This window comes from Pseudomonas vranovensis DSM 16006 (assembly GCF_000425805.1).
Lineage (GTDB): Bacteria > Pseudomonadota > Gammaproteobacteria > Pseudomonadales > Pseudomonadaceae > Aquipseudomonas > Aquipseudomonas vranovensis.
Window position 1 is genome coordinate 42,359 of the sequence record NZ_AUED01000002.1, and the last position, 18,564, is coordinate 60,922.

The window sequence follows — 18,564 nt, forward strand, 5'->3', positions numbered from 1 at the left end:
TTTCATGCAGATCTACAAAGTCGGAGGCGCCGTACGCGATCGCCTGCTCGGCCGTCCGGTCAGTGATATCGACTGGGTCGTGGTCGGTGCCACGGCTGAACAAATGCAGGCGCTGGGCTTCAGGCCGGTCGGGGCTGATTTCCCGGTATTCCTTCATCCTGAAAGCGGTGAGGAATATGCCCTGGCCCGCACCGAACGCAAGAGCGGGCGCGGCTATGGCGGCTTCACTTTCCACGCAAGCCCCGAGGTGACGCTCGAAGAGGACCTGATTCGCCGCGACCTGACCATCAACGCCATGGCCGAAGATGAGCAAGGCATCGTCAGCGACCCGTATCACGGCCAAAAAGATCTAGAATCTCGCATCTTGCGCCACGTATCCCCGGCGTTCACCGAAGATCCCTTGCGTGTCCTTCGTGTTGCCCGCTTTGCCGCGCGCTATGCCAGCCTGGGTTTCAGCGTAGCTCCGGAAACCATCGACTTGATGCGCCAGCTCAGCGAGTCAGGAGAACTCCAGGCACTCACCGCCGAACGCAGCTGGAAGGAAATTGCCCGCGCACTGATGGAAGATCACCCCCAGGTGTTCATCCAGGTACTGCGCGAGTGTGGCGCGCTCAAGGAGCTGCTACCGGAAGTCGATGCGCTGTTCGGTGTGCCACAACCTGCGGCTCACCACCCGGAAATCGACTGTGGTATCCATACCCTCTCGGTTCTCGAGCAAGCCGCCCGGCATCAACAACCCCTGACGGTGCGCTGGGCCTGCCTGCTACATGACCTGGGCAAGGGCACAACGCCGGAGGCGCAGTGGCCACGACACATTGCCCATGAGCATCGTGGGTTGCAGTTGATCGAGGCCGTCAACCAGCGCTTCAAGGTGCCGCGGGATTGCCAGGAACTGGCGATGCTGGTGGGTGAGTTCCACACTCACTGCCACCGGGCACTGGAACTCAAGGCCTCGACACTGCTCGAACTCCTGCAGCGCTTCGATGTGTACCGCAGGCCTCAGCGCTTCGAGGAGTTCATTTGCGCTTGCGAGATGGACGCACGAGGCCGCAAGGGTCTGGAACAAAGAGAATATCCACAGGCCGACTACTTGCGCGGCGCAGTGGCAGCTGCGCGGGCCGTACAGGTGCAGCCGCTGGTGCAGCAAGGGCTGACCGGCCAGGCATTGGGAGAAGCGCTCAAGGGCGAGCGGCTGAAGGCTTTGAAAACCTACAAAGGGTAAAACCATCGCGGGACAAGCCTGCTCTTGCAGCAGAGGCTTGTCCCGCGCTTGCTCAAATATTGGTCAACTGCTGCCCGTGCCACTCGAACGATACAGGAGCCAGTACCTGCGCAATCTGAGCCTCAGCCCACAGCCGGGCCATGGTCTTCCCCACCCCCGAATGGACCAACTGCGGCGCAATCAATGACAGCGGCCAAAGCACAAAGGCGTTCTTGAGAATCTCTGCCCGGGGCAAAACCAAGCCGTCGAAGCTGCCACACAGTTCGTTGTACATCAGCACATCGATATCCAGCGGCAGGCCCTTGGGCTCGGGCGCATAGCGACCATTGTCCGCCTCGATGAACTTGAGGCGGCGGTCCAGCTCCATCAATGGCAGGTCGGTCAGCCCTGTAACCACCAGATTGAAGAATGGACCGCTCTTGATACCCACCGCCTGGCTCTCGAACACCGGCGAACAGCGCATGTCCTGAAGAAACCCGGCCAGCGCATCAAGGCCCGCACACAGATGCCGCTCACGCTCGACATTGCTGCCAAGACCAAGGTAAACCCTGTTCAGAGACATCCGCGCTCGATCTCCACGCCCACGCCAGTGGCTGCCGGCACGGCGCCGGGCTTGGTCAGCTTCAGGTGCAGCCAGGGAATCTGGAACTCACTCATCAGTACCGCCGCCAAACGCTCGGCAAAGGTTTCCACCAACTCGTACTGAGCCTCTTCGGCAAACGCCTGGATACGTGCAGACACACTGGCATAGTCCAGCGCCAGGGTGAGGTCGTCACCCGCCGCAGCCGGTCGGTTGTCCCAGGCAAAACGCAGGTCCAGACGCAGGCACTGGCGAATACCGCGCTCCCAGTCATAGGCACCGATCACGGTATCAACTTCCAGGCCTTCGATGAACACTCTGTCCAAGCACTTCTCTCCACTGCACGACAAGGGCGACTGGCGCCGTTAGAATCAGGGCGTCCTCGCCCGGAATAGTTAGCATGTTTTGGTTACTGGCACTGCTCGCCTACCTGCTCGGCTCGCTGTCCTTTGCCATCGTCCTGAGCCGCCTCAATGGCAGCCCGGACCCACGCATGAGCGGTTCAGGCAATGCCGGTGCAACCAACATGCTGCGCTTGGCCGGCCGCAAACTGGCGGTCCTGACCTTGCTTGGCGACCTGTGCAAGGGTCTTCTTCCCGTGCTGGTCGCCAGTGTTGCCGGGCTCGACCTGCAACAGCAAGCCTGGATAGGCTTGTGCGCAGTGATCGGCCACCTGTTCCCGATCTACTTCTGCTTTCGCGGCGGCAAAGGCGTCGCCACCGCCGCCGGCATGCTGCTGGGGCTGTACCCGCCAGCGGCACTGCTGGCCATCAGCGCCTGGCTGCTGACTTTCTACCTGACCCGCACCAGCTCCCTGGCAGCGCTGATCGCCACACCGCTGACCCTGCCATTGCTGGCCTGGCGCGAGCCGGAAGCACTACTGCCGATCAGCGTGCTGACCGTGCTGATCGTCTGGCGTCACCGTGGCAATCTACGCGACCTCTTTGCCGGCCGCGAACGACATTTCTGAACCCGCTGCATGAGCGTCGCTCATTACAGCGGTGACAACTGCTCCATCGGCCAGCGCGCCTGCACACTGATGGCCAAGCTCTCCTGTTGCCCCGCCGCCAGGCGCTGACACCCGGCATAAGCGATCATGGCGCCATTGTCGGTGCAAAACTGTGGCCGTGCGTAGTACACATTGCCCTTGATGCCCGCGAGCATTTCTTCCAGCGAAGCGCGTAGCGCCGTGTTGGCACTGACACCACCAGCGATCACCAGGCGCTTGAGGCCGGTTTGCTTCAGGGCACGCTTGCACTTGATGGTCAAAGTCTCCACCACCGCCTGCTGGAAGGCCAGAGACACGTCGCAACGAGTTTGCTCGCCGTCGTCTCCAGCTTTCTGGCACTGCTGCCAGGTGTTCAGGGCGAAGGTTTTCAAGCCGCTGAAGCTGAAGTCCAGGCCCGGGCGATCCGTCATCGGCCGAGGGAATACAAAGCGGCCAGGCACGCCCTGGGTCGCCAGGCGGGCGATTTCCGGGCCACCTGGATAGTTGAGCCCCATTAGCTTGGCGGTCTTGTCGAAGGCTTCGCCAGCGGCATCATCAAGCGACTCACCCAGCAGCTCGTAGCGACCGATACCATCCACCCGTACCAGCTGGGTATGCCCACCAGATACCAGCAAGGCGACGAACGGGAACTCTGGAGGCTGCTCCTCAAGCATCGGCGCCAGCAGGTGGCCTTCCATATGGTGCACGCCCAAGGCTGGAATGCCCCAGGCAAAGGCCAGCGCCTGGGCGCACGAGGCACCTACCAACAGCGCACCCACCAGCCCGGGGCCAGCGGTATAGGCAATGGCGTCGATCTCGGTAGCCACGCAGTCGGCCTCGGCCAGGACCTGGCGGATCAACGGCAGCATGCGCTTGACGTGATCGCGGGAGGCGAGCTCTGGCACAACGCCGCCATAGACGCGGTGCAGGTCGATCTGACTGAACAATGCATCGGCCAAAAGACCGCGTTCACTGTCGTATAATGCGACGCCGGTTTCGTCGCAGGATGTTTCCAATCCCAGTACTAGCATGGGTCTGCGCCTTGTGGAGGCTGAATTTGAAGCCGCGCATGATAGTCCCCACTCCGGGTGCCGACCAGCGGTTTTCGATCAGAGGCTTTGCATTCCGGCTGGCTAAGGGTTAACATCCGCAACCCTTAAAAACCGACGTTCTCCAGTGCACAGTTTTGCCACGAGTTCGTTGACCCCCGGTAATGAATGAAGGTAGCTCTGGATGCCAGCCGTCAAAGTTAAAGAGAATGAACCCTTCGACGTAGCTCTGCGTCGTTTCAAGCGCTCCTGCGAAAAAGCCGGTGTTCTGGCTGAAGTTCGTAGCCGCGAATTTTACGAGAAGCCGACTTCTGAGCGTAAGCGCAAAGCAGCAGCCGCTGTTAAACGTCACGCCAAGAAAGTTCAGCGCGAACAGCGCCGCGCCGTTCGTCTGTACTAATACAGACGTCCGTCGCAAGCTTCTGCCTCGCCCGGCCCAAAGCCGGGCTGCCGGCAGTAGTTGCTTGAACCTCTGGCCTTTGTGCTTGAGGCGTCCCGTTTGTCAAAACGCGGACAACCTGCCTGAATCGTCAGAACTGGCCTCAACGCCAGCTGTGCACGTCATTACTGACGAGCCTTAACCGGCTACCGACGAGCACGTCTTTCCTATTTTTGTGTTACGCCATTCGACATCGCTCGAACGCGAAGCCGTCCCTGCAGCATTAGCGATTACACTGGTTTATCGCCTGATGATGAGAGTGCCATGGCCGGGCTGATTCCCCAAAGTTTCATTGACGACCTGCTCAACCGTACCGATATCGTCGATGTGGTGAGTTCGCGCGTGCAACTGAAAAAGGCCGGCAAGAACCTCACTGCCTGCTGCCCGTTCCACAAAGAAAAAACCCCGTCCTTCAGCGTCAGCCCCGACAAGCAGTTCTATTACTGCTTTGGTTGCGGCGCGGGCGGCAACGCCCTTGGCTTCATCATGGACCACGACAACCTGGACTTTCCCCAGGCCGTCGAGGAACTGGCCAAGGCCGCCGGCATGGAAGTGCCACGCGAAGAAGGCGGACGCGGGCAAAAACCCCGCCAACCCACGGACTCGCCGCTCTACCCGCTACTGGAAGCCGCCGCCGAATATTATCGCCAGGCGCTGAAAAGCCACCCTACCCGTCGTTCGGCCGTCGAGTACCTCAAGGGCCGCGGGCTGTCCGGTGAAATCGCTCGCGATTTCAGCCTGGGCTACGCCCCGCCGGGGTGGGACAACCTGTTCAAGCACCTGAGCAGCGACACCCTGCAGCAGAAGGCCATGATTGATGCCGGCCTGCTCATCGAGAACGCCGAAAGCGGCAAACGCTACGATCGCTTTCGCGACCGCGTGATGTTCCCGATCCGCGACAGCCGCGGTCGCGTCATCGCGTTTGGAGGTCGAGTACTGGGCGACGACAAGCCCAAGTACCTGAACTCTCCGGAAACTCCGGTGTTCCACAAGGGCCAGGAACTGTACGGGCTGTACGAAGCACGCAAGTTCAACCGGAATCTCGATGAAATCATCGTTGTCGAAGGCTACATGGACGTTATTGCACTGGCCCAGCAAGGCCTGCGCAATGCGGTAGCAACCCTGGGTACAGCCACCAGCGAAGAGCACCTCAAGCGCCTGTTTCGTGTGGTGCCCAGCGTATTGTTCTGCTTCGATGGCGACCAGGCAGGCCGCAATGCCGCCTGGCGCGCGCTGGAATCCACGCTTTCGAGCCTGCAGGACGGCCGCAAGGCGCGCTTTCTGTTCCTGCCCGAAGGCGAAGACCCGGACACCTTGATCCGCGCGGAAGGCACCGATGCCTTCCGCGCGCGCATCAACCAGCACGCTCAACCTCTGGCCGACTATTTTTTCCAGCAACTGACCGAAGAAGCCGATCCTCGATCGCTCGAAGGCAAGGCTCATATGGCCACCCTCGCAGCACCGTTGATCGAAAAAGTGCCGGGTGCCAACCTGCGTGCCTTGATGCGCAACCGGCTCAAGGAAATCACCGGCCTCGACAACCAGCAGGTCGAGCAACTGAGCCACAGCGCACCAGCCGAAGCACCGCCCAGCTATGACCCGGGCATCGACTACGATGCCATCCCCGACTACACCCCGGACTACGGTGATTTTCACCAGCCCGACTACGCACCGCCACAACAGCCGTGGTCGCCGAACAAGGGTGGCAAGAAGAAATGGGAAGGCAAGCCGTGGGACAAGAAAGGCAAACCCTGGGAGCGCAACGGCCAACGCCAGGATGCACCACCACGGGTACCCACTTCAGTGGAACCCCCGACCTTGAGCGCTTTGCGCACCCTGCTGCACCATCCGCAGCTGGCTAAAAAAGTCGAGGATGCCGGTCACTTCGCAGCCGAAGAACACGTCTACGCTCAACTGCTGGTAGCCCTGCTCGAAGCCCTGCAAAAGAATCCTGAGCTACGCTCACTACAGCTGATCGCCCGCTGGCATGGCACCGAACAAGGTCGTTTGCTGCGGGCATTGGCGGAAAAGGAATGGCTGATCGATGCCGACAACCTTGAACAACAGTTTTTCGACACCATAACTAGCTTGTCCGCTCGCCAACGCGAGCGAAGCCTGGAACATCTGCTCAGGAAAGCACGTCAAAGTGAGTTGAGCGCAGAAGAAAAAAATCAGCTGCGCGACCTGCTAAGCCGGAATGTTCCCGCACAAACCCCGACCTCAACTGGCGCGTGAGGTCCTAGCTCGGGTATAATCCTCGGCTTGTTTTTTGCCCGCCAAGACCTTCAGTGGATAGGGTGTTATGTCCGGAAAAGCGCAACAGCAGTCTCGCATCAAAGAGTTGATCACCCGCGGTCGTGAGCAGGGTTACCTGACTTACGCGGAGGTCAACGACCACCTGCCAGAGGATATTTCAGATCCGGAGCAGGTGGAAGACATCATCCGCATGATCAACGACATGGGGATCAACGTATTCGAGAGTGCTCCGGATGCGGATGCCCTTTTGTTGGCCGAAGCCGACACCGACGAAGCCGCAGCTGAAGAAGCCGCAGCAGCGTTGGCGGCTGTGGAAACCGATATCGGTCGCACGACAGACCCGGTGCGCATGTACATGCGTGAAATGGGTACCGTCGAGCTGTTGACCCGCGAAGGCGAGATCGAAATCGCCAAGCGTATCGAAGAAGGTATCCGTGAAGTCATGGGCGCTATCGCCCATTTCCCCGGTACCGTCGAACACATTCTCTCCGAGTACGATCGCGTCACCACCGAAGGTGGCCGCCTGTCCGACGTCCTGAGCGGTTATATCGACCCGGACGACGGTATTGCGCCACCTGCCGAAGTGCCGCCGCCGATCGACCCGAAAGCCCCGGCCAAGGCCGATGCCGACGAGGATGAAGACGAGGAGAAAGAAGGCGCCGAGGAAGAGGAAGAGACCGAAAGCGGTCCCGATCCTGAAGTCGCTCGTCAGCGCTTCGGTGCCGTTCAGGATCAACTGAACGCCACCCTCAAACTCTTGAAGAAGAACGGCCGCAGCCACAAGGACAGCATCAAGGCGATGCTCGACCTGGCTGAGCTGTTCATGCCGATCAAGCTGGTGCCCAAGCAGTTCGAAGGCCTGGTGGAGCGTGTTCGTAGCGCCCTGGACCGCTTGCGCCAGCAAGAGCGCGCGATCATGCAATTGTGCGTACGTGATGCACGTATGCCACGCGCCGATTTCCTGCGTCTGTTCCCGAGCAACGAGATCGACCAGACCTGGGCCAGCGACCTGGCCAAGCGCAGCACCAAATGGGCCGCCGCCCTGGGTGAGAAGAGCGACGCCATCGTGGCCTGCCAGCAAAAGCTGATCGACCTCGAAAGCGAAACCGGTCTGACCATCGCCGAGATCAAGGACATCAACCGTCGCATGTCGATCGGTGAAGCCAAGGCTCGTCGCGCCAAGAAGGAAATGGTCGAGGCCAACCTGCGTCTGGTTATCTCGATCGCCAAGAAGTACACCAACCGCGGCCTGCAGTTCCTCGACCTGATCCAGGAAGGCAACATAGGCCTGATGAAGGCGGTGGACAAGTTCGAATACCGTCGCGGCTACAAGTTCTCGACCTATGCCACCTGGTGGATTCGTCAGGCGATCACCCGCTCGATCGCCGACCAGGCTCGTACCATCCGTATCCCGGTGCACATGATCGAGACGATCAACAAGCTCAACCGCATTTCCCGGCAGATGCTGCAGGAAATGGGTCGCGAACCGACCCCGGAAGAGCTGGGTGAACGCATGGAAATGCCTGAGGACAAGATCCGCAAGGTACTGAAGATCGCCAAAGAGCCGATCTCCATGGAAACCCCGATCGGTGATGACGAAGACTCGCACCTGGGTGACTTCATCGAAGACTCGACCATGCAGTCGCCAATCGATGTCGCCACGGTCGAAAGCCTCAAGGAAGCGACCCGTGACGTGCTCTCCGGTCTGACCGCTCGCGAAGCCAAGGTGCTGCGCATGCGATTCGGTATCGACATGAACACCGATCACACCCTCGAAGAGGTCGGCAAACAGTTCGACGTGACCCGTGAACGGATCCGTCAGATCGAAGCCAAGGCGCTGCGCAAGCTGCGCCACCCGACGCGAAGCGAGCATCTGCGCTCCTTCCTCGACGAGTGATGACGAACCCCGGCCCAGGCCGGGGTTTTTCTTTTGTGCCCTCGAAAACTTTAAGACTTTCGCCACTACCCCGGTGGCGAATTGCCCGTCTACACTCGAATGCAACCCACATGTGTGACGAGGCCGCTATGCCCAGACTGCCGGCCCTTCTGTTGCTGCTCCTGGCACTCTGGAGCGCAGCGGCCGGCGCCTTGACCCTGACAGACGAAGAACAAGCCTGGCTCAGCGCCCACCCGCAGCTGCGCGTGGGCGTCGACGCATCCTGGCCACCGTTCGAGTACCGTGACCAGGAGGGCCGCTACCAGGGATTGGCCGCCGATTACATTGCCCTGATGCAGGACCGACTGGGCATTACGTTCAAGCCGGTCGAACCGAGCAGTTGGACAGCCGTCCTGGAGCAGGCACGCCAGAACAAACTGGACGTGCTGCCTGGGATCATGTCGACCCCCGAACGCCAGGGCTTCCTTGCCTTCACTCGCCCCTACCTGGACTTTCCGATTGTCATCCTCGCCCACAAGGGTGGCGCACAGCCTCGCAACATCAAGGACCTCTACGGGCTGAAGATTGCCGTGGTGGAAAACTACGCGCCTCACGAACTGCTGCGCACCCACCACCCCGACTTGAACCTGGTCGCCATGCGCAATGTCAGCTCGACCCTGCAGGCGTTGGCCACCGATGAAGTCGACGCCGTGGTCGGCGATCTCGCGTCGAGCATCTGGAGCCTGCGCCAGCTCAAGCTTGAAGGCATGTATGTCAGCGGCGAAACGCCCTATCGCTATCAACTGGCCATGGCGGTACCACAAGAACAGAAGATCCTCGTCGGCATCCTCGACAAGGTCATGGCCGACATGAGCCCCGCTGAGATCAGCGATATTCAGGAGCGCTGGGTCGGCAAGGTATTGGACCATCGCACGGTCTGGTACGACCTGCTCATCTATGGGCTTCCCGCGGTACTACTGCTGGTGACGATCCTGGCGGCAGTGATGCGGGTCAATCGACGCCTGAGCTCGGAGATTTCTCGCCGCGTCGCCCTGGAACAAGAACTGCGCAGCAGCGAATACCACTACCGTGGCCTGGTCGAGAGTCTGTCGGCGATTGCCTGGGAAGCAGACGCCAACGACTTCACCTACAACTACGTATCTCCCCATGCAGAAGACCTGCTGGGCTACCCCTTGAGCCACTGGCTGCGTCCAGGCTTCTGGCGCAGCATCATCCACCCCGACGATGCCCTTTGGGCCCAGGCCTACTGTGACAGCGAAACCGCCGCCGGGCGCGATCACAGTCTCGATTACCGGGTGATCTGCGCCGATGGTCGCAGCCTCTGGGTGCGTGACATCGTCAGCCTGATCGAGCACGGGCACAAACCTGTGATGCGCGGCCTGATGATCGACATCAGCGAAACCAAGAATGCCGAAGAGGCCCTGCGCCTGTCGGAACAGAAGTTCGTCTCGGTTTTCCAGCAATGCCCGGACATCCTGCTGATCGCCCGCCTCAGCGATGGTTGCTTGCTGGAAGTCAACGAAGCCTTCGAGGAACAGATTGGCCTGGACGCCGACAGCGTCGTTGGCCGCACCACTACCGAATTGAATATCTGGGGAATCGACGGTATTGGTCCAACACTGCTTGAGCGGTTGCAGTCCGGCAGCATCCGCAACCTGGAGACACTCTTCCAGCGCAGTAACGGCCAACTGTTCACCGGCCTCATCTCAGCCGGGACCATAGAGCTCGACAGCACCCCAGCGCTGGTAGTGGCGGTACGCGACATCAGTCAATTGAAGGAAACCCAGGAACAGCTGCGCACCTCGGAAGAGAAGTTTGCCAAGGCTTTCCATGCCTCTCCCGATGGCTTGCTGCTGTCCCGGCAAAGCGATGGCCTGCTGATCGAAGTCAACGAGGGCTTCTGCCGCCTGACCGGGTTCGACAGCCACACATCGCTGGACCAGACCTCACTGGACCTGGGGATGTGGGTCGACCTCAACGAGCGGCGACGCCTGCTGCAGATGATCAAAAAAGATGGTTTCGTGCGCGACTTCAGTTGCCATATCCGCCGCAGTGACGGGCAGATCCGTCTGTGTGAACTGTCGGCCCGCCCCCTGCCGATTGCCGGTGTCGACTGCATGCTGACCATTGCCCGGGACATTACCGAACGCCACCTGATGCAGGAAAAACTGCAGCTGGCCGCAACGGTGTTCGAGAATACCGCGGAAGGCGTACTGATCACTGACACCGACCAACGCATCAGCGCAGTCAACCGCGCTTTCAGCGAAATCACCGGCTACAACGAATTTGAAGCCCTGGGCCAGACACCGCGCCTGCTTGCCTCCGGCCAGCACGACAGCGCGTTCTTCGCCGCCATGTGGCACCAGCTGACCGCGGAGGGCCATTGGCAAGGCGAAATCTACAACCGACGCAAAAACGGCGAGCTCTACCCCAGCTGGTTGACCATCAGTGCGGTGCGCAACAGCGACCGGATCATTACCCACTTCGTCGCGGTGTTCGCCGACATTTCCAGCCTCAAGCACGCCCAGGCCAAACTGGACTACCAGGCCCATCACGACCCGCTCACCGGCCTGCCCAACCGCACCCTGTTCGAGAATCGCCTGCAGGCGGCACTCACCTGTACCCAGGCCTCCCGGCGCCAGGGGGCGGTACTGTTCCTGGACCTGGACCGCTTCAAACATATCAACGACAGTCTTGGCCACCCGGTGGGCGACTTGCTGCTCAAAGGTATCGCCCAGCGCCTCAAGGAACAGGTGCGCGACATAGACACCGTGGCGCGCCTGGGGGGTGACGAGTTCATCATTCTGCTGCCCGGCCTGCACCAACCCGGCGATGCCAGCCTTATCGCCAACAAGCTGCTGGCGTGCTTCAGCGCCCCGTTCCAGGCGGGAGAGCATGAGTTCTTCACCAGTGCCAGTATCGGTACCAGCCTGTACCCACAGGACGGCACCGATGTCGCCTCGCTGATCCGCAACGCCGATGCCGCGATGTACCGCTCCAAGGCCAAGGGCCGCAACCGGGTCGAGTGCTACACCCGCGACCTGACCGCCCAGGCCAGCGAACGCATCGCCCTGGAGCATGAGCTGCGGCGCGCCATAGAACGCAACGAGCTGAGCCTGAGCTACCAGCCAAAATTCAGCCTTAAAACTCAGAGCCTGGTGGGTGCCGAAGCGCTGATCCGCTGGAAACACCCACTGCTTGGCGAAGTACCGCCAGAACACTTCATCGGCCTGGCCGAAGAAAACGGCATGATCCTGCAACTGGGCGACTGGGTACTGGAACAGGCCTGCCGGCAGATGCAGGACTGGAAGAAAAACTACCTGGCCTTCGGCCCTCTCTCCGTCAACCTCGCCGGCGCTCAACTGCGCCAGACCAGCCTGGTCAAGCGCATCGAACAACTGCTCAAGACTCACCACTTGAAAGCCGGCGACCTGCAACTGGAAATCACCGAGAACTTCATCATGAGCCAGGCAGAAGAAGCCCTGGCCATTCTTCACCAACTCAAGCAACTGGGCGTGCAACTGGCGATAGACGACTTTGGCACCGGCTATTCGTCACTGAGCTACCTCAAGCGCCTGCCCCTGGACATTCTCAAGATCGACCAGTCCTTCATCCGCGGGCTGCCGGATGACCCCCATGATGTTGCCATTGCCAGGGCGATTATTGCCCTGGGGCGCAGTATGCAATTGACCATCATTGCCGAAGGTGTGGAAACCCAGGCCCAGCAACGCTTCCTGGCTGCCGAAGGATGCGAGCAGATCCAGGGCTACATCGTCAGCCTGCCGGTGTCGGCCGAGGAATTTGCCGCAACATTTCTTCGCATAGCACTTTCAGATCTTTCGGATGGCACAGCCAGGAAACCCTCGTTATAATCCGCGACCACTGGGGCCTATAGCTCAGTTGGTTAGAGCAGAGGACTCATAATCCTTTGGTCCACGGTTCAAGTCCGTGTGGGCCCACCAAATTAAAAACCGCGCTATGCGCGGTTTTTTTTGCCTGTATCAGGGCCAGGTGCCCGGCTTCTATCAGCGATGCGGGCCCTGGCGCTTGAGCTTTTCCAAGACCCAATCCCCCACAATCAGCGGCACCCATACCAGCGGCACCAGCACCAGGCTGAGCGCTGCCAGTGCGCTCAGCACGACGGTTTTCACTGATTGAAGAACGCGAACGGCCTTTTCCTGACTCATCTCGACTCCAGAGGGTTGGTGCCCGCACGGCATTCCTTGCGCCGGCAATGTCCAGACTCTAGTTCGATTCCCTCAGAAACGCACTCGCAATACGGTGCGCCAGAAGTTCTTCAGTGGCGAAAGGCGATGTTTGTCCCAGTTGCGCTGCCAGAACGCGTCTTCGTTTCGGACCACGCTTTCGATATCGCTGCCCGTGGCTGAGGCCGCATGCTGGCGAAACAGCATCGGGAATGCGCAATGCTGCTTGATCCGCTGCTTGAACACGACATCCACGGGTGTGCCGTCGTAAGGCGTCTGGGCCAGGATCCGGCAGCCTTCGGGTGAAAGTATGTAGGCGTGAAGCGCTACCACGCGGCCGCGGGCGATGTACGGGAACCAGGTAAGCCAGGTCTTGCCCATGCTGTAGCCCAAGTGCAAGGCCTCGAACTTGCGCGTGCGAATAAAGCGGTTGATCCAACGGACCGGTGTCGCTTTGAGCTCATAGGCTTTGACGTCATCCTCGAAAATCAGCACGCGCTGCAAGCCTTGATCCAGTGCCAGTTTCGCCAGCGCCTGGTGCGACTCATAACAACCCTTTACCGGGTCACCGCAGCGTTCGGCCAAGTGAAAGGTCACCGGATTACCAATCAGGCTGCCAACGGTCTGGCTGAACAGTTTCCGTCTGTCGTGTCGCTCGTTGAGGGAAATGCAATAAACGGCATCTACGTCGAACTCGATCTTGCTCACCACGCACTTCCTTTGAACACCAACCGCTCTCCCGTGTGGCATAGCCGAAAAGGTCGCGATTCTACGCGTACCAACTGCCATTACAAAGCCACTAGTCAGCGCCCTACTGCTTGGCGGAACCGTTTTTATGCGATCGGGGTCAAACTTTTTAACAATTGATTACAATCTAATAAAAAATGGGGCTACTTTTCATGAGGACTTTGGCGAGTTCCGAGCCATTGCTTCATCGAAGACGCCTTCTAAGGATTTCAACAATGGGCACCTCTACAGCACCACTGAACGTTGACGCGGGGTTCACTGCGCACAACTTCGAGGATTGTCGGAATATCCGCTCAGGTGCAGCCTTTATCATCGCCTCAGGTCAATCTGCGAAGGCCTTTCCGATCGAGGCATTCAGCGACGTCCCGATGATCACCATGAACGGCGCCATCTCGCTGTTCATGGACACACCTGTAAGACCGTTTTTCTATACCTGCACCGACACTCACTTTTCTATTCAACAGCCGGAACTGTTTGCCGAGGCTCTGCGGCGCAGTGAGCGGGTTGCGCTCTGGGAGCATCACTTTCGATCCCTTCAGGTCGAGACCAATGCGCAGGTGTACTTCCTGAAAAAAGCGCCCAAGGCGCACCTGATGGATCTGATGTTCAAGAAAGACCCGGAGCTGATTCGCCACCGCTCCCTCGCAGGCTGTAGCAAGAAAGCCGGGTTCAGCAAGAACCTGCAGCGCGGCTTTTTCGACGCACGCACAGTGGCTTACCTGGCGTTGCAGATTGCCTATCACGCCGGCTTCAGCAAGGTGTTCCTGGTAGGTGTCGACCTCAATCAGAACCTGCCCAGGTTCTACGAACATCAGGGTATGGAGCGTTCTCCTTGCGGCCTGGACCAACACTTCGAGTCACGCATATTGCCGTCATTCGAATTGGTGGCCTCATCGGTGGTCAACGAGCGATTTGCTGTTTACAACCTCTCCCCCGATTCGCGCATTCCGCGCAGCGTCATTCCCTACAAAACCCTGGACGAAGTGAAAGCGCTGATTCACGCCGGCTGAGGTGCTGCCAATCGTGAGGCGTAAAGACCGGGTGTCACGCCATAGTGGCGGGCGAACAACGCGATGAATGCCGAAACCGAGTCGTACCCCAGTTCGTTGGCAAGGGTGGTGATACTCATGCCTTGCGCCAGCAGCGGTAATGCCGCCAGCAAGCGCAGGCGTTGACGCCACTCGCGAAACGACAGCTGTGTCTGCGCCTGGAACAACCGCACCAGCGTGCGTCGCGAAGCACCGACCCATTGCGCCCAGTTTTCGATGCTGCGGTTATCTGCAGGATTGGCCTGCAGGGCTTCCGAGATCCTGCGCAAGCGCGGGTCACTCGGCAGGGGCAATCCAAAAGGAGCCTCGGGCAGTTCGCGCAACTCATCGACCAGCACCTGCAACAGCCGCGCCTGCCGCCCCTGGACGGGATCGTCAGCGGGGAAGTGGCTGGCCTTCTCGATCAATTCACGCACCAGCGGCGTCACCTGCATGACGCCGCAGGGGCGCTGGTAGCCGTTGAGCAGCGAGTCTTCCAGGTACAACCCCCGAAATTCGATGGTCTGCCCACTGTAGGCGGTGTGCCGGACCCCGGCCGGAATCCACAGCGCGCATTGTGGCGGCAGCAGATAACTGTGGTGTTCGGTCAGCACCTGCATGATGCCTTCGCTGGCATAGGTGAACTGCACCCAGGGATGGCTGTGCATCTCGACCCGATGGCCTGCGGGAATGGCAAACATGCGTCGGTAGACAGGCCCCGGCAGTTGCTGGAACTCCGGAACGGGGGGCACTTCCGGGATTTGGCTCGCTTGCGGCATCGTCTGTCTCCTTTGCTCAAGTGAGCCGACAAAGGCCGATGGTAGCCTGCGCCCGCACTCATTGAACAACCCCTTTGGAGACCCCCATGAGCAGCCATGTGCAAGCAAACCGTATGAGCATTCCTGCGATCGAGCAGCGTAAAGGTGCCGGCACGCTGGTGGTACTGACCGCCTATAGCACCCCCATGGCTCGCTGGGTGGATGCCGTAGCCGATGTGATCATCGTCGGCGACTCGTTGGGCATGGTGCTGTATGGGATGCCCAGCACCCTGGGCGTGACCCTGGACATGATGATCGCCCATGGCCAGGCAGTGATGCGGGGTGCGCAACGCGCTTGTGTGGTCGTCGACCTGCCATTCGGTAGCTACCAGGCGTCGCCCGAGCAGGCGTTCACCAGCGCCTCGCGCGTGCTGCGGGAAACCGGCGCCCAAGGCGTCAAGCTTGAAGGCGGGGAAGAAATGGCCGAGACCGTGGCCTTCCTGGTACGCCGTGGCATCCCAGTGATGGCCCATGTCGGGCTGATGCCCCAGCAGGTCAACAGCCTGGGCGGTTTCAAGGCTCAGGGCCGGGATGAGCCCAGCGCCGCCAAGGTTCGCAGGGATGCACTGGCAATGCAGGCCGCGGGCGCTTTCTCGATAGTGCTCGAAGGCATCGCCGAGCCCGTGGCACGACAGCTGAGTGAAGCGCTGCGAGTTCCCACCATCGGTATCGGTGCATCTGCTGCCTGCGACGGACAGGTATTAGTGACCGAAGACCTCCTGGGCCTGTTCAGCGACTACCAGCCGCGCTTCGTCAAACGCTTTGCCGACCTGCAGGGGCAGATTGTCCAGGCACTGGACAGCTACGCCCAGGCGGTACGCGATGGCAGTTTTCCCGCAGCGCAGCATTGCTTCAAGGCCCACTGACCGCAGGTGCCTTGCTGGACGGTAGCTTGAGTGGATAGGCTATCGCGCTTATTCCGTGTGCCAGAGAGTGCCCATGTCCGACAGCCGCCCCGTCGCCCTCGATGAAATCGATCGCCAGTTGATCTCGCTGCTGCAGATCAACGCCCGCGAGAGCGTCGCCATGCTCGCCCGCCAACTGGGCATCGCCCGCACGACCGTCACCTCGCGCCTGGCGCGACTGGAAAAGACCAAAGTCATCAGCGGTTACGGCGTGCGCCTGGGCCAGCGCGTGATGGATGGCGGTCTCCAGGCATACGTCGGGATTACCGTGCAGCCGCGCTCGGGCAAGGACGTGGTGCGCCGCCTGAGCGCCATGGGACAGATCCAGCAACTGTGTGCGGTAAGCGGGGAGTTCGACTACGTTGCCTGGCTGCGCAGCGATTCCCCCGAACAACTGGACCAGTTGCTTGATCAGATCGGCAGCGTGGAGGGCGTGGAAAAAACCACTACCTCAATCATCCTCAGCAGCAAAGTCGACCGCGGCCACCTATAGGAGCGGCGGTGCGACGTCTCGACTTGCACCGCGAAGCAATATGACAGGCAGAATGCGATCGCGGGGCAAGCCCGTTCCTACAGGTCGTCTATTTGACTTGCATACTCGTCACATCGACAAAACATCTATCAAATAGACGACACTCTGCATCTTAATTACGTAACCCCCGCCCTCTAAACTGACCACCAGCATTTTCCTATACTCAAGCTCCGCACCCCGCGCAGCCCTGGCCAGGTCATCCATGAACAAGAACAATCGCCACCCCGCCGACGGCAAGAAACCCATCACCATTTTCGGCCCGGACTTTCCGTTCGCCTTTGACGACTGGATCGAGCATCCGGCAGGCCTTGGCAGTGTTCCGACCGAACGCCATGGCGAAGAAGTGGCGATTGTCGGTGCCGGTATCGCCGGCCTGGTGGCCGCCTACGAGTTGATGAAGCTAGGTCTCAAGCCTGTGGTGTACGAGGCCTCGAAAATGGGCGGACGGCTGCGCTCCCAGGCCTTTGAAGGCACCGACGGGATCATTGCCGAACTCGGGGGCATGCGTTTTCCGGTTTCGTCCACGGCGTTCTACCACTATGTGGACAAGCTGGGCCTGGAAACCAAGCCTTTTCCCAATCCGCTGACCCCGGCATCGGGCAGCACGGTGATCGACCTGGAAGGCCAGACCCACTACGCGGAAAAACTCGCCGACCTGCCCAAGCTGTTCCAGGAAGTGGCCGATGCCTGGGCCGATGCCCTGGAGGACGGCGCCCGCTTTGGCGATATCCAGCAGGCCATTCGCGACCGCGACGTAGCGCGCCTCAAAGAACGTTGGAACACCCTGGTCCCGCTGTGGGACGACCGCACCTTCTACGACTTTGTCGCCACCTCAAAGGCCTTCGCCAAGCTCAGTTTCCTGCACCGGGAAGTCTTCGGCCAGGTCGGCTTTGGCACCGGCGGCTGGGACTCGGACTTCCCTAACTCGATGCTGGAAATTTTCCGCGTGGTGATGACCAATTGCGACGACCACCAGCACCTGGTGGTGGGTGGCGTCGAGCAGGTCCCGCTGGGCATCTGGCGCCATGTACCCGAGCGCTGCGCTCACTGGCCGGCAGGCACCAGTCTCAGCGCGTTGCACCGTGGCGCACCGCGCCCCGGGGTCAAGAGCATCGCCCGCGATGCTGACGGGCGACTGGCAGTCACCGACAACTGGGGCGATACCCGCCACTATGCCGCCGTGCTCACCACCTGCCAGAGCTGGCTGCTGACCACCCAGATCGAGTGTGAGGAATCGCTGTTCTCGCAGAAGATGTGGATGGCCCTTGACCGCACGCGCTACATGCAGTCGTCGAAGACCTTTGTGATGGTCGACCGACCGTTCTGGAAGGACAAGGACCCAGAAACCGGCCGTGACCTGATGAGCATGACCCTGACCGACCGCTTGACCCGCGGCACCTATCTGTTTGACAACGGCGACGACAAGCCGGGGGTGATCTGCCTGTCGTACTCGTGGATGAGCGATGCCCTGAAGATGCTCCCGCATCCGGTGGAAAAGCGCGTGAAGCTGGCCCTGGATGCCCTGAAGAAGATCTACCCGAAAGTCGACATCGCCGGGCACATCATTGGCGATCCGATCACCGTCTCATGGGAAGCCGACCCGCATTTCCTTGGCGCCTTCAAAGGTGCCCTGCCCGGCCACTACCGCTACAACCAACGCATGTATGCCCACTTCATGCAGCAGGACCTGCCCGCCGAGCAACGCGGCATATTCATCGCCGGTGACGACGTGTCCTGGACCCCGGCCTGGGTCGAAGGGGCGGTGCAGACGTCGCTCAATGCGGTGTGGGGTATCATGACTCACTTCGGGGGGCATACCCATCCGGACAACCCAGGCCCAGGCGACGTGTTCCACGAGATCGGCCCCATCGCCCTGGCCGACTGACAGGAGAACCACC

General features: G+C 60.4%; 16 protein-coding genes and 1 tRNA gene. 11 read left to right on the top strand and 6 right to left on the bottom strand.

The genetic code is table 11. The features are described from left to right. The first annotated feature begins 4 nt into the window (after positions 1–4). On the top strand, positions 5–1,222 hold the full coding sequence (locus H621_RS0104195; RefSeq protein ID WP_028942158.1) for a multifunctional CCA addition/repair protein: 1,218 nt from the start codon (positions 5–7) through the stop codon (positions 1,220–1,222). 52 nt (positions 1,223–1,274) lie between these two features. Here the strand turns inward: H621_RS0104195 and folK are convergent, their stop codons facing one another. Both folK and folB read right to left on the bottom strand, forming a co-directional pair. Next, a complete protein-coding gene (folK, locus tag H621_RS0104200; protein WP_028942159.1) occupies positions 1,275–1,784 on the bottom strand; it encodes a 2-amino-4-hydroxy-6-hydroxymethyldihydropteridine diphosphokinase in 510 nt (169 codons plus the stop codon). After that, on the bottom strand, positions 1,775–2,128 hold the full coding sequence (gene folB, locus H621_RS0104205) for a dihydroneopterin aldolase (protein WP_028942160.1): 354 nt from the start codon (positions 2,126–2,128) through the stop codon (positions 1,775–1,777). Before folB ends, folK begins: the two co-directional genes overlap by 10 nt. A 74-nt stretch (positions 2,129–2,202) precedes the next feature. Between folB and plsY the strand changes: the two genes are divergently transcribed. Beyond that, positions 2,203–2,772 (top strand): glycerol-3-phosphate 1-O-acyltransferase PlsY, encoded by a 570-nt coding sequence (plsY, locus tag H621_RS0104210; protein ID WP_028942161.1) that lies wholly within the window; start codon positions 2,203–2,205, stop codon positions 2,770–2,772. 23 nt (positions 2,773–2,795) lie between these two features. Here plsY and tsaD read toward each other — a convergent pair whose 3' ends face one another. Beyond that, positions 2,796–3,821 (bottom strand): tRNA (adenosine(37)-N6)-threonylcarbamoyltransferase complex transferase subunit TsaD, encoded by a 1,026-nt coding sequence (gene tsaD / locus H621_RS0104215; protein WP_028942162.1) that lies wholly within the window; start codon positions 3,819–3,821, stop codon positions 2,796–2,798. A 202-nt stretch (positions 3,822–4,023) separates the two neighbouring features. Here tsaD and rpsU point away from each other — a divergent pair, with 202 nt between their 5' ends. The 5 genes from rpsU to H621_RS0104240 all read left to right on the top strand — a co-directional run bounded on the left by rpsU (position 4,024) and on the right by H621_RS0104240 (position 12,393). After that, positions 4,024–4,239 (top strand): 30S ribosomal protein S21, encoded by a 216-nt coding sequence (gene rpsU, locus H621_RS0104220; protein ID WP_002551877.1) that lies wholly within the window; start codon positions 4,024–4,026, stop codon positions 4,237–4,239. Positions 4,240–4,542: 303 nt separating this feature from the next. Beyond that, on the top strand, positions 4,543–6,513 hold the full coding sequence (gene dnaG / locus H621_RS0104225) for a DNA primase (protein ID WP_028942163.1): 1,971 nt from the start codon (positions 4,543–4,545) through the stop codon (positions 6,511–6,513). A gap of 67 nt (positions 6,514–6,580) precedes the next feature. Beyond that, positions 6,581–8,431, top strand: a complete 1,851-nt coding sequence (rpoD, locus tag H621_RS0104230) for an RNA polymerase sigma factor RpoD (RefSeq protein WP_028942164.1) — start codon at positions 6,581–6,583, stop codon at positions 8,429–8,431. Between the two features lie 128 nt (positions 8,432–8,559). Continuing rightward, a complete protein-coding gene (locus H621_RS0104235; protein ID WP_028942165.1) occupies positions 8,560–12,303 on the top strand; it encodes a bifunctional diguanylate cyclase/phosphodiesterase in 3,744 nt (1,247 codons plus the stop codon). Between the two features lie 13 nt (positions 12,304–12,316). After that, positions 12,317–12,393 (top strand) — tRNA-Ile (locus H621_RS0104240). Positions 12,394–12,456: 63 nt separating this feature from the next. Here the strand turns inward: H621_RS0104240 and H621_RS28440 are convergent. Next, the gene (locus tag H621_RS28440; protein WP_156905598.1) at positions 12,457–12,618 is read right to left on the bottom strand and encodes a hypothetical protein; all 162 of its coding nucleotides are present in this window, start codon (positions 12,616–12,618) and stop codon (positions 12,457–12,459) included. 72 nt (positions 12,619–12,690) lie between these two features. Next, a complete protein-coding gene (locus tag H621_RS0104250; protein ID WP_028942166.1) occupies positions 12,691–13,344 on the bottom strand; it encodes a glycosyltransferase family 25 protein in 654 nt (217 codons plus the stop codon). A 200-nt stretch (positions 13,345–13,544) separates the two neighbouring features. Between H621_RS0104250 and H621_RS0104255 the strand changes: the two genes are divergently transcribed. Next, on the top strand, positions 13,545–14,393 hold the full coding sequence (locus H621_RS0104255) for a lipopolysaccharide biosynthesis protein (protein WP_319801981.1): 849 nt from the start codon (positions 13,545–13,547) through the stop codon (positions 14,391–14,393). Here H621_RS0104255 and H621_RS0104260 read toward each other — a convergent pair. Further along, positions 14,381–15,190 (bottom strand): AraC family transcriptional regulator, encoded by an 810-nt coding sequence (locus H621_RS0104260; RefSeq protein WP_028942168.1) that lies wholly within the window; start codon positions 15,188–15,190, stop codon positions 14,381–14,383. The two genes, H621_RS0104255 and H621_RS0104260, sit on opposite strands and share 13 nt — an antisense overlap. A gap of 86 nt (positions 15,191–15,276) precedes the next feature. Between H621_RS0104260 and panB the strand changes: the two genes are divergently transcribed. The 3 genes from panB (at position 15,277) to H621_RS0104280 (ending at position 18,551) form a co-directional block, all read left to right on the top strand. Next, on the top strand, positions 15,277–16,095 hold the full coding sequence (gene panB / locus H621_RS0104265; protein ID WP_028942169.1) for a 3-methyl-2-oxobutanoate hydroxymethyltransferase: 819 nt from the start codon (positions 15,277–15,279) through the stop codon (positions 16,093–16,095). Between the two features lie 73 nt (positions 16,096–16,168). Next, positions 16,169–16,627 (top strand): Lrp/AsnC family transcriptional regulator, encoded by a 459-nt coding sequence (locus tag H621_RS0104270; protein WP_028942170.1) that lies wholly within the window; start codon positions 16,169–16,171, stop codon positions 16,625–16,627. Positions 16,628–16,868: 241 nt separating this feature from the next. Then, complete coding sequence (locus tag H621_RS0104280) at positions 16,869–18,551, top strand: flavin monoamine oxidase family protein (RefSeq protein WP_028942171.1); 1,683 nt, start codon at positions 16,869–16,871, stop codon at positions 18,549–18,551. The last annotated feature ends 13 nt before the right edge of the window (positions 18,552–18,564 follow it).

What these genes read in the sequence shown, in the direction of transcription:
- H621_RS0104195 (WP_028942158.1), top strand. Translation starts at nt 5, where the DNA reads ATGCAGATCTACAAAGTCGGAGGCGCCGTACGCGATCGCCTGCTCGGC.
- folK (WP_028942159.1), bottom strand. Translation starts at nt 1,784, where the DNA reads ATGTCTCTGAACAGGGTTTACCTTGGTCTTGGCAGCAATGTCGAGCGT.
- plsY (WP_028942161.1), top strand. Translation starts at nt 2,203, where the DNA reads ATGTTTTGGTTACTGGCACTGCTCGCCTACCTGCTCGGCTCGCTGTCC.
- tsaD (WP_028942162.1), bottom strand. Translation starts at nt 3,821, where the DNA reads ATGCTAGTACTGGGATTGGAAACATCCTGCGACGAAACCGGCGTCGCA.
- rpsU (WP_002551877.1), top strand. Translation starts at nt 4,024, where the DNA reads ATGCCAGCCGTCAAAGTTAAAGAGAATGAACCCTTCGACGTAGCTCTG.
- dnaG (WP_028942163.1), top strand. Translation starts at nt 4,543, where the DNA reads ATGGCCGGGCTGATTCCCCAAAGTTTCATTGACGACCTGCTCAACCGT.
- rpoD (WP_028942164.1), top strand. Translation starts at nt 6,581, where the DNA reads ATGTCCGGAAAAGCGCAACAGCAGTCTCGCATCAAAGAGTTGATCACC.
- H621_RS0104235 (WP_028942165.1), top strand. Translation starts at nt 8,560, where the DNA reads ATGCCCAGACTGCCGGCCCTTCTGTTGCTGCTCCTGGCACTCTGGAGC.
- H621_RS28440 (WP_156905598.1), bottom strand. Translation starts at nt 12,618, where the DNA reads ATGAGTCAGGAAAAGGCCGTTCGCGTTCTTCAATCAGTGAAAACCGTC.
- H621_RS0104260 (WP_028942168.1), bottom strand. Translation starts at nt 15,190, where the DNA reads ATGCCGCAAGCGAGCCAAATCCCGGAAGTGCCCCCCGTTCCGGAGTTC.
- panB (WP_028942169.1), top strand. Translation starts at nt 15,277, where the DNA reads ATGAGCAGCCATGTGCAAGCAAACCGTATGAGCATTCCTGCGATCGAG.
- H621_RS0104270 (WP_028942170.1), top strand. Translation starts at nt 16,169, where the DNA reads ATGTCCGACAGCCGCCCCGTCGCCCTCGATGAAATCGATCGCCAGTTG.
- H621_RS0104280 (WP_028942171.1), top strand. Translation starts at nt 16,869, where the DNA reads ATGAACAAGAACAATCGCCACCCCGCCGACGGCAAGAAACCCATCACC.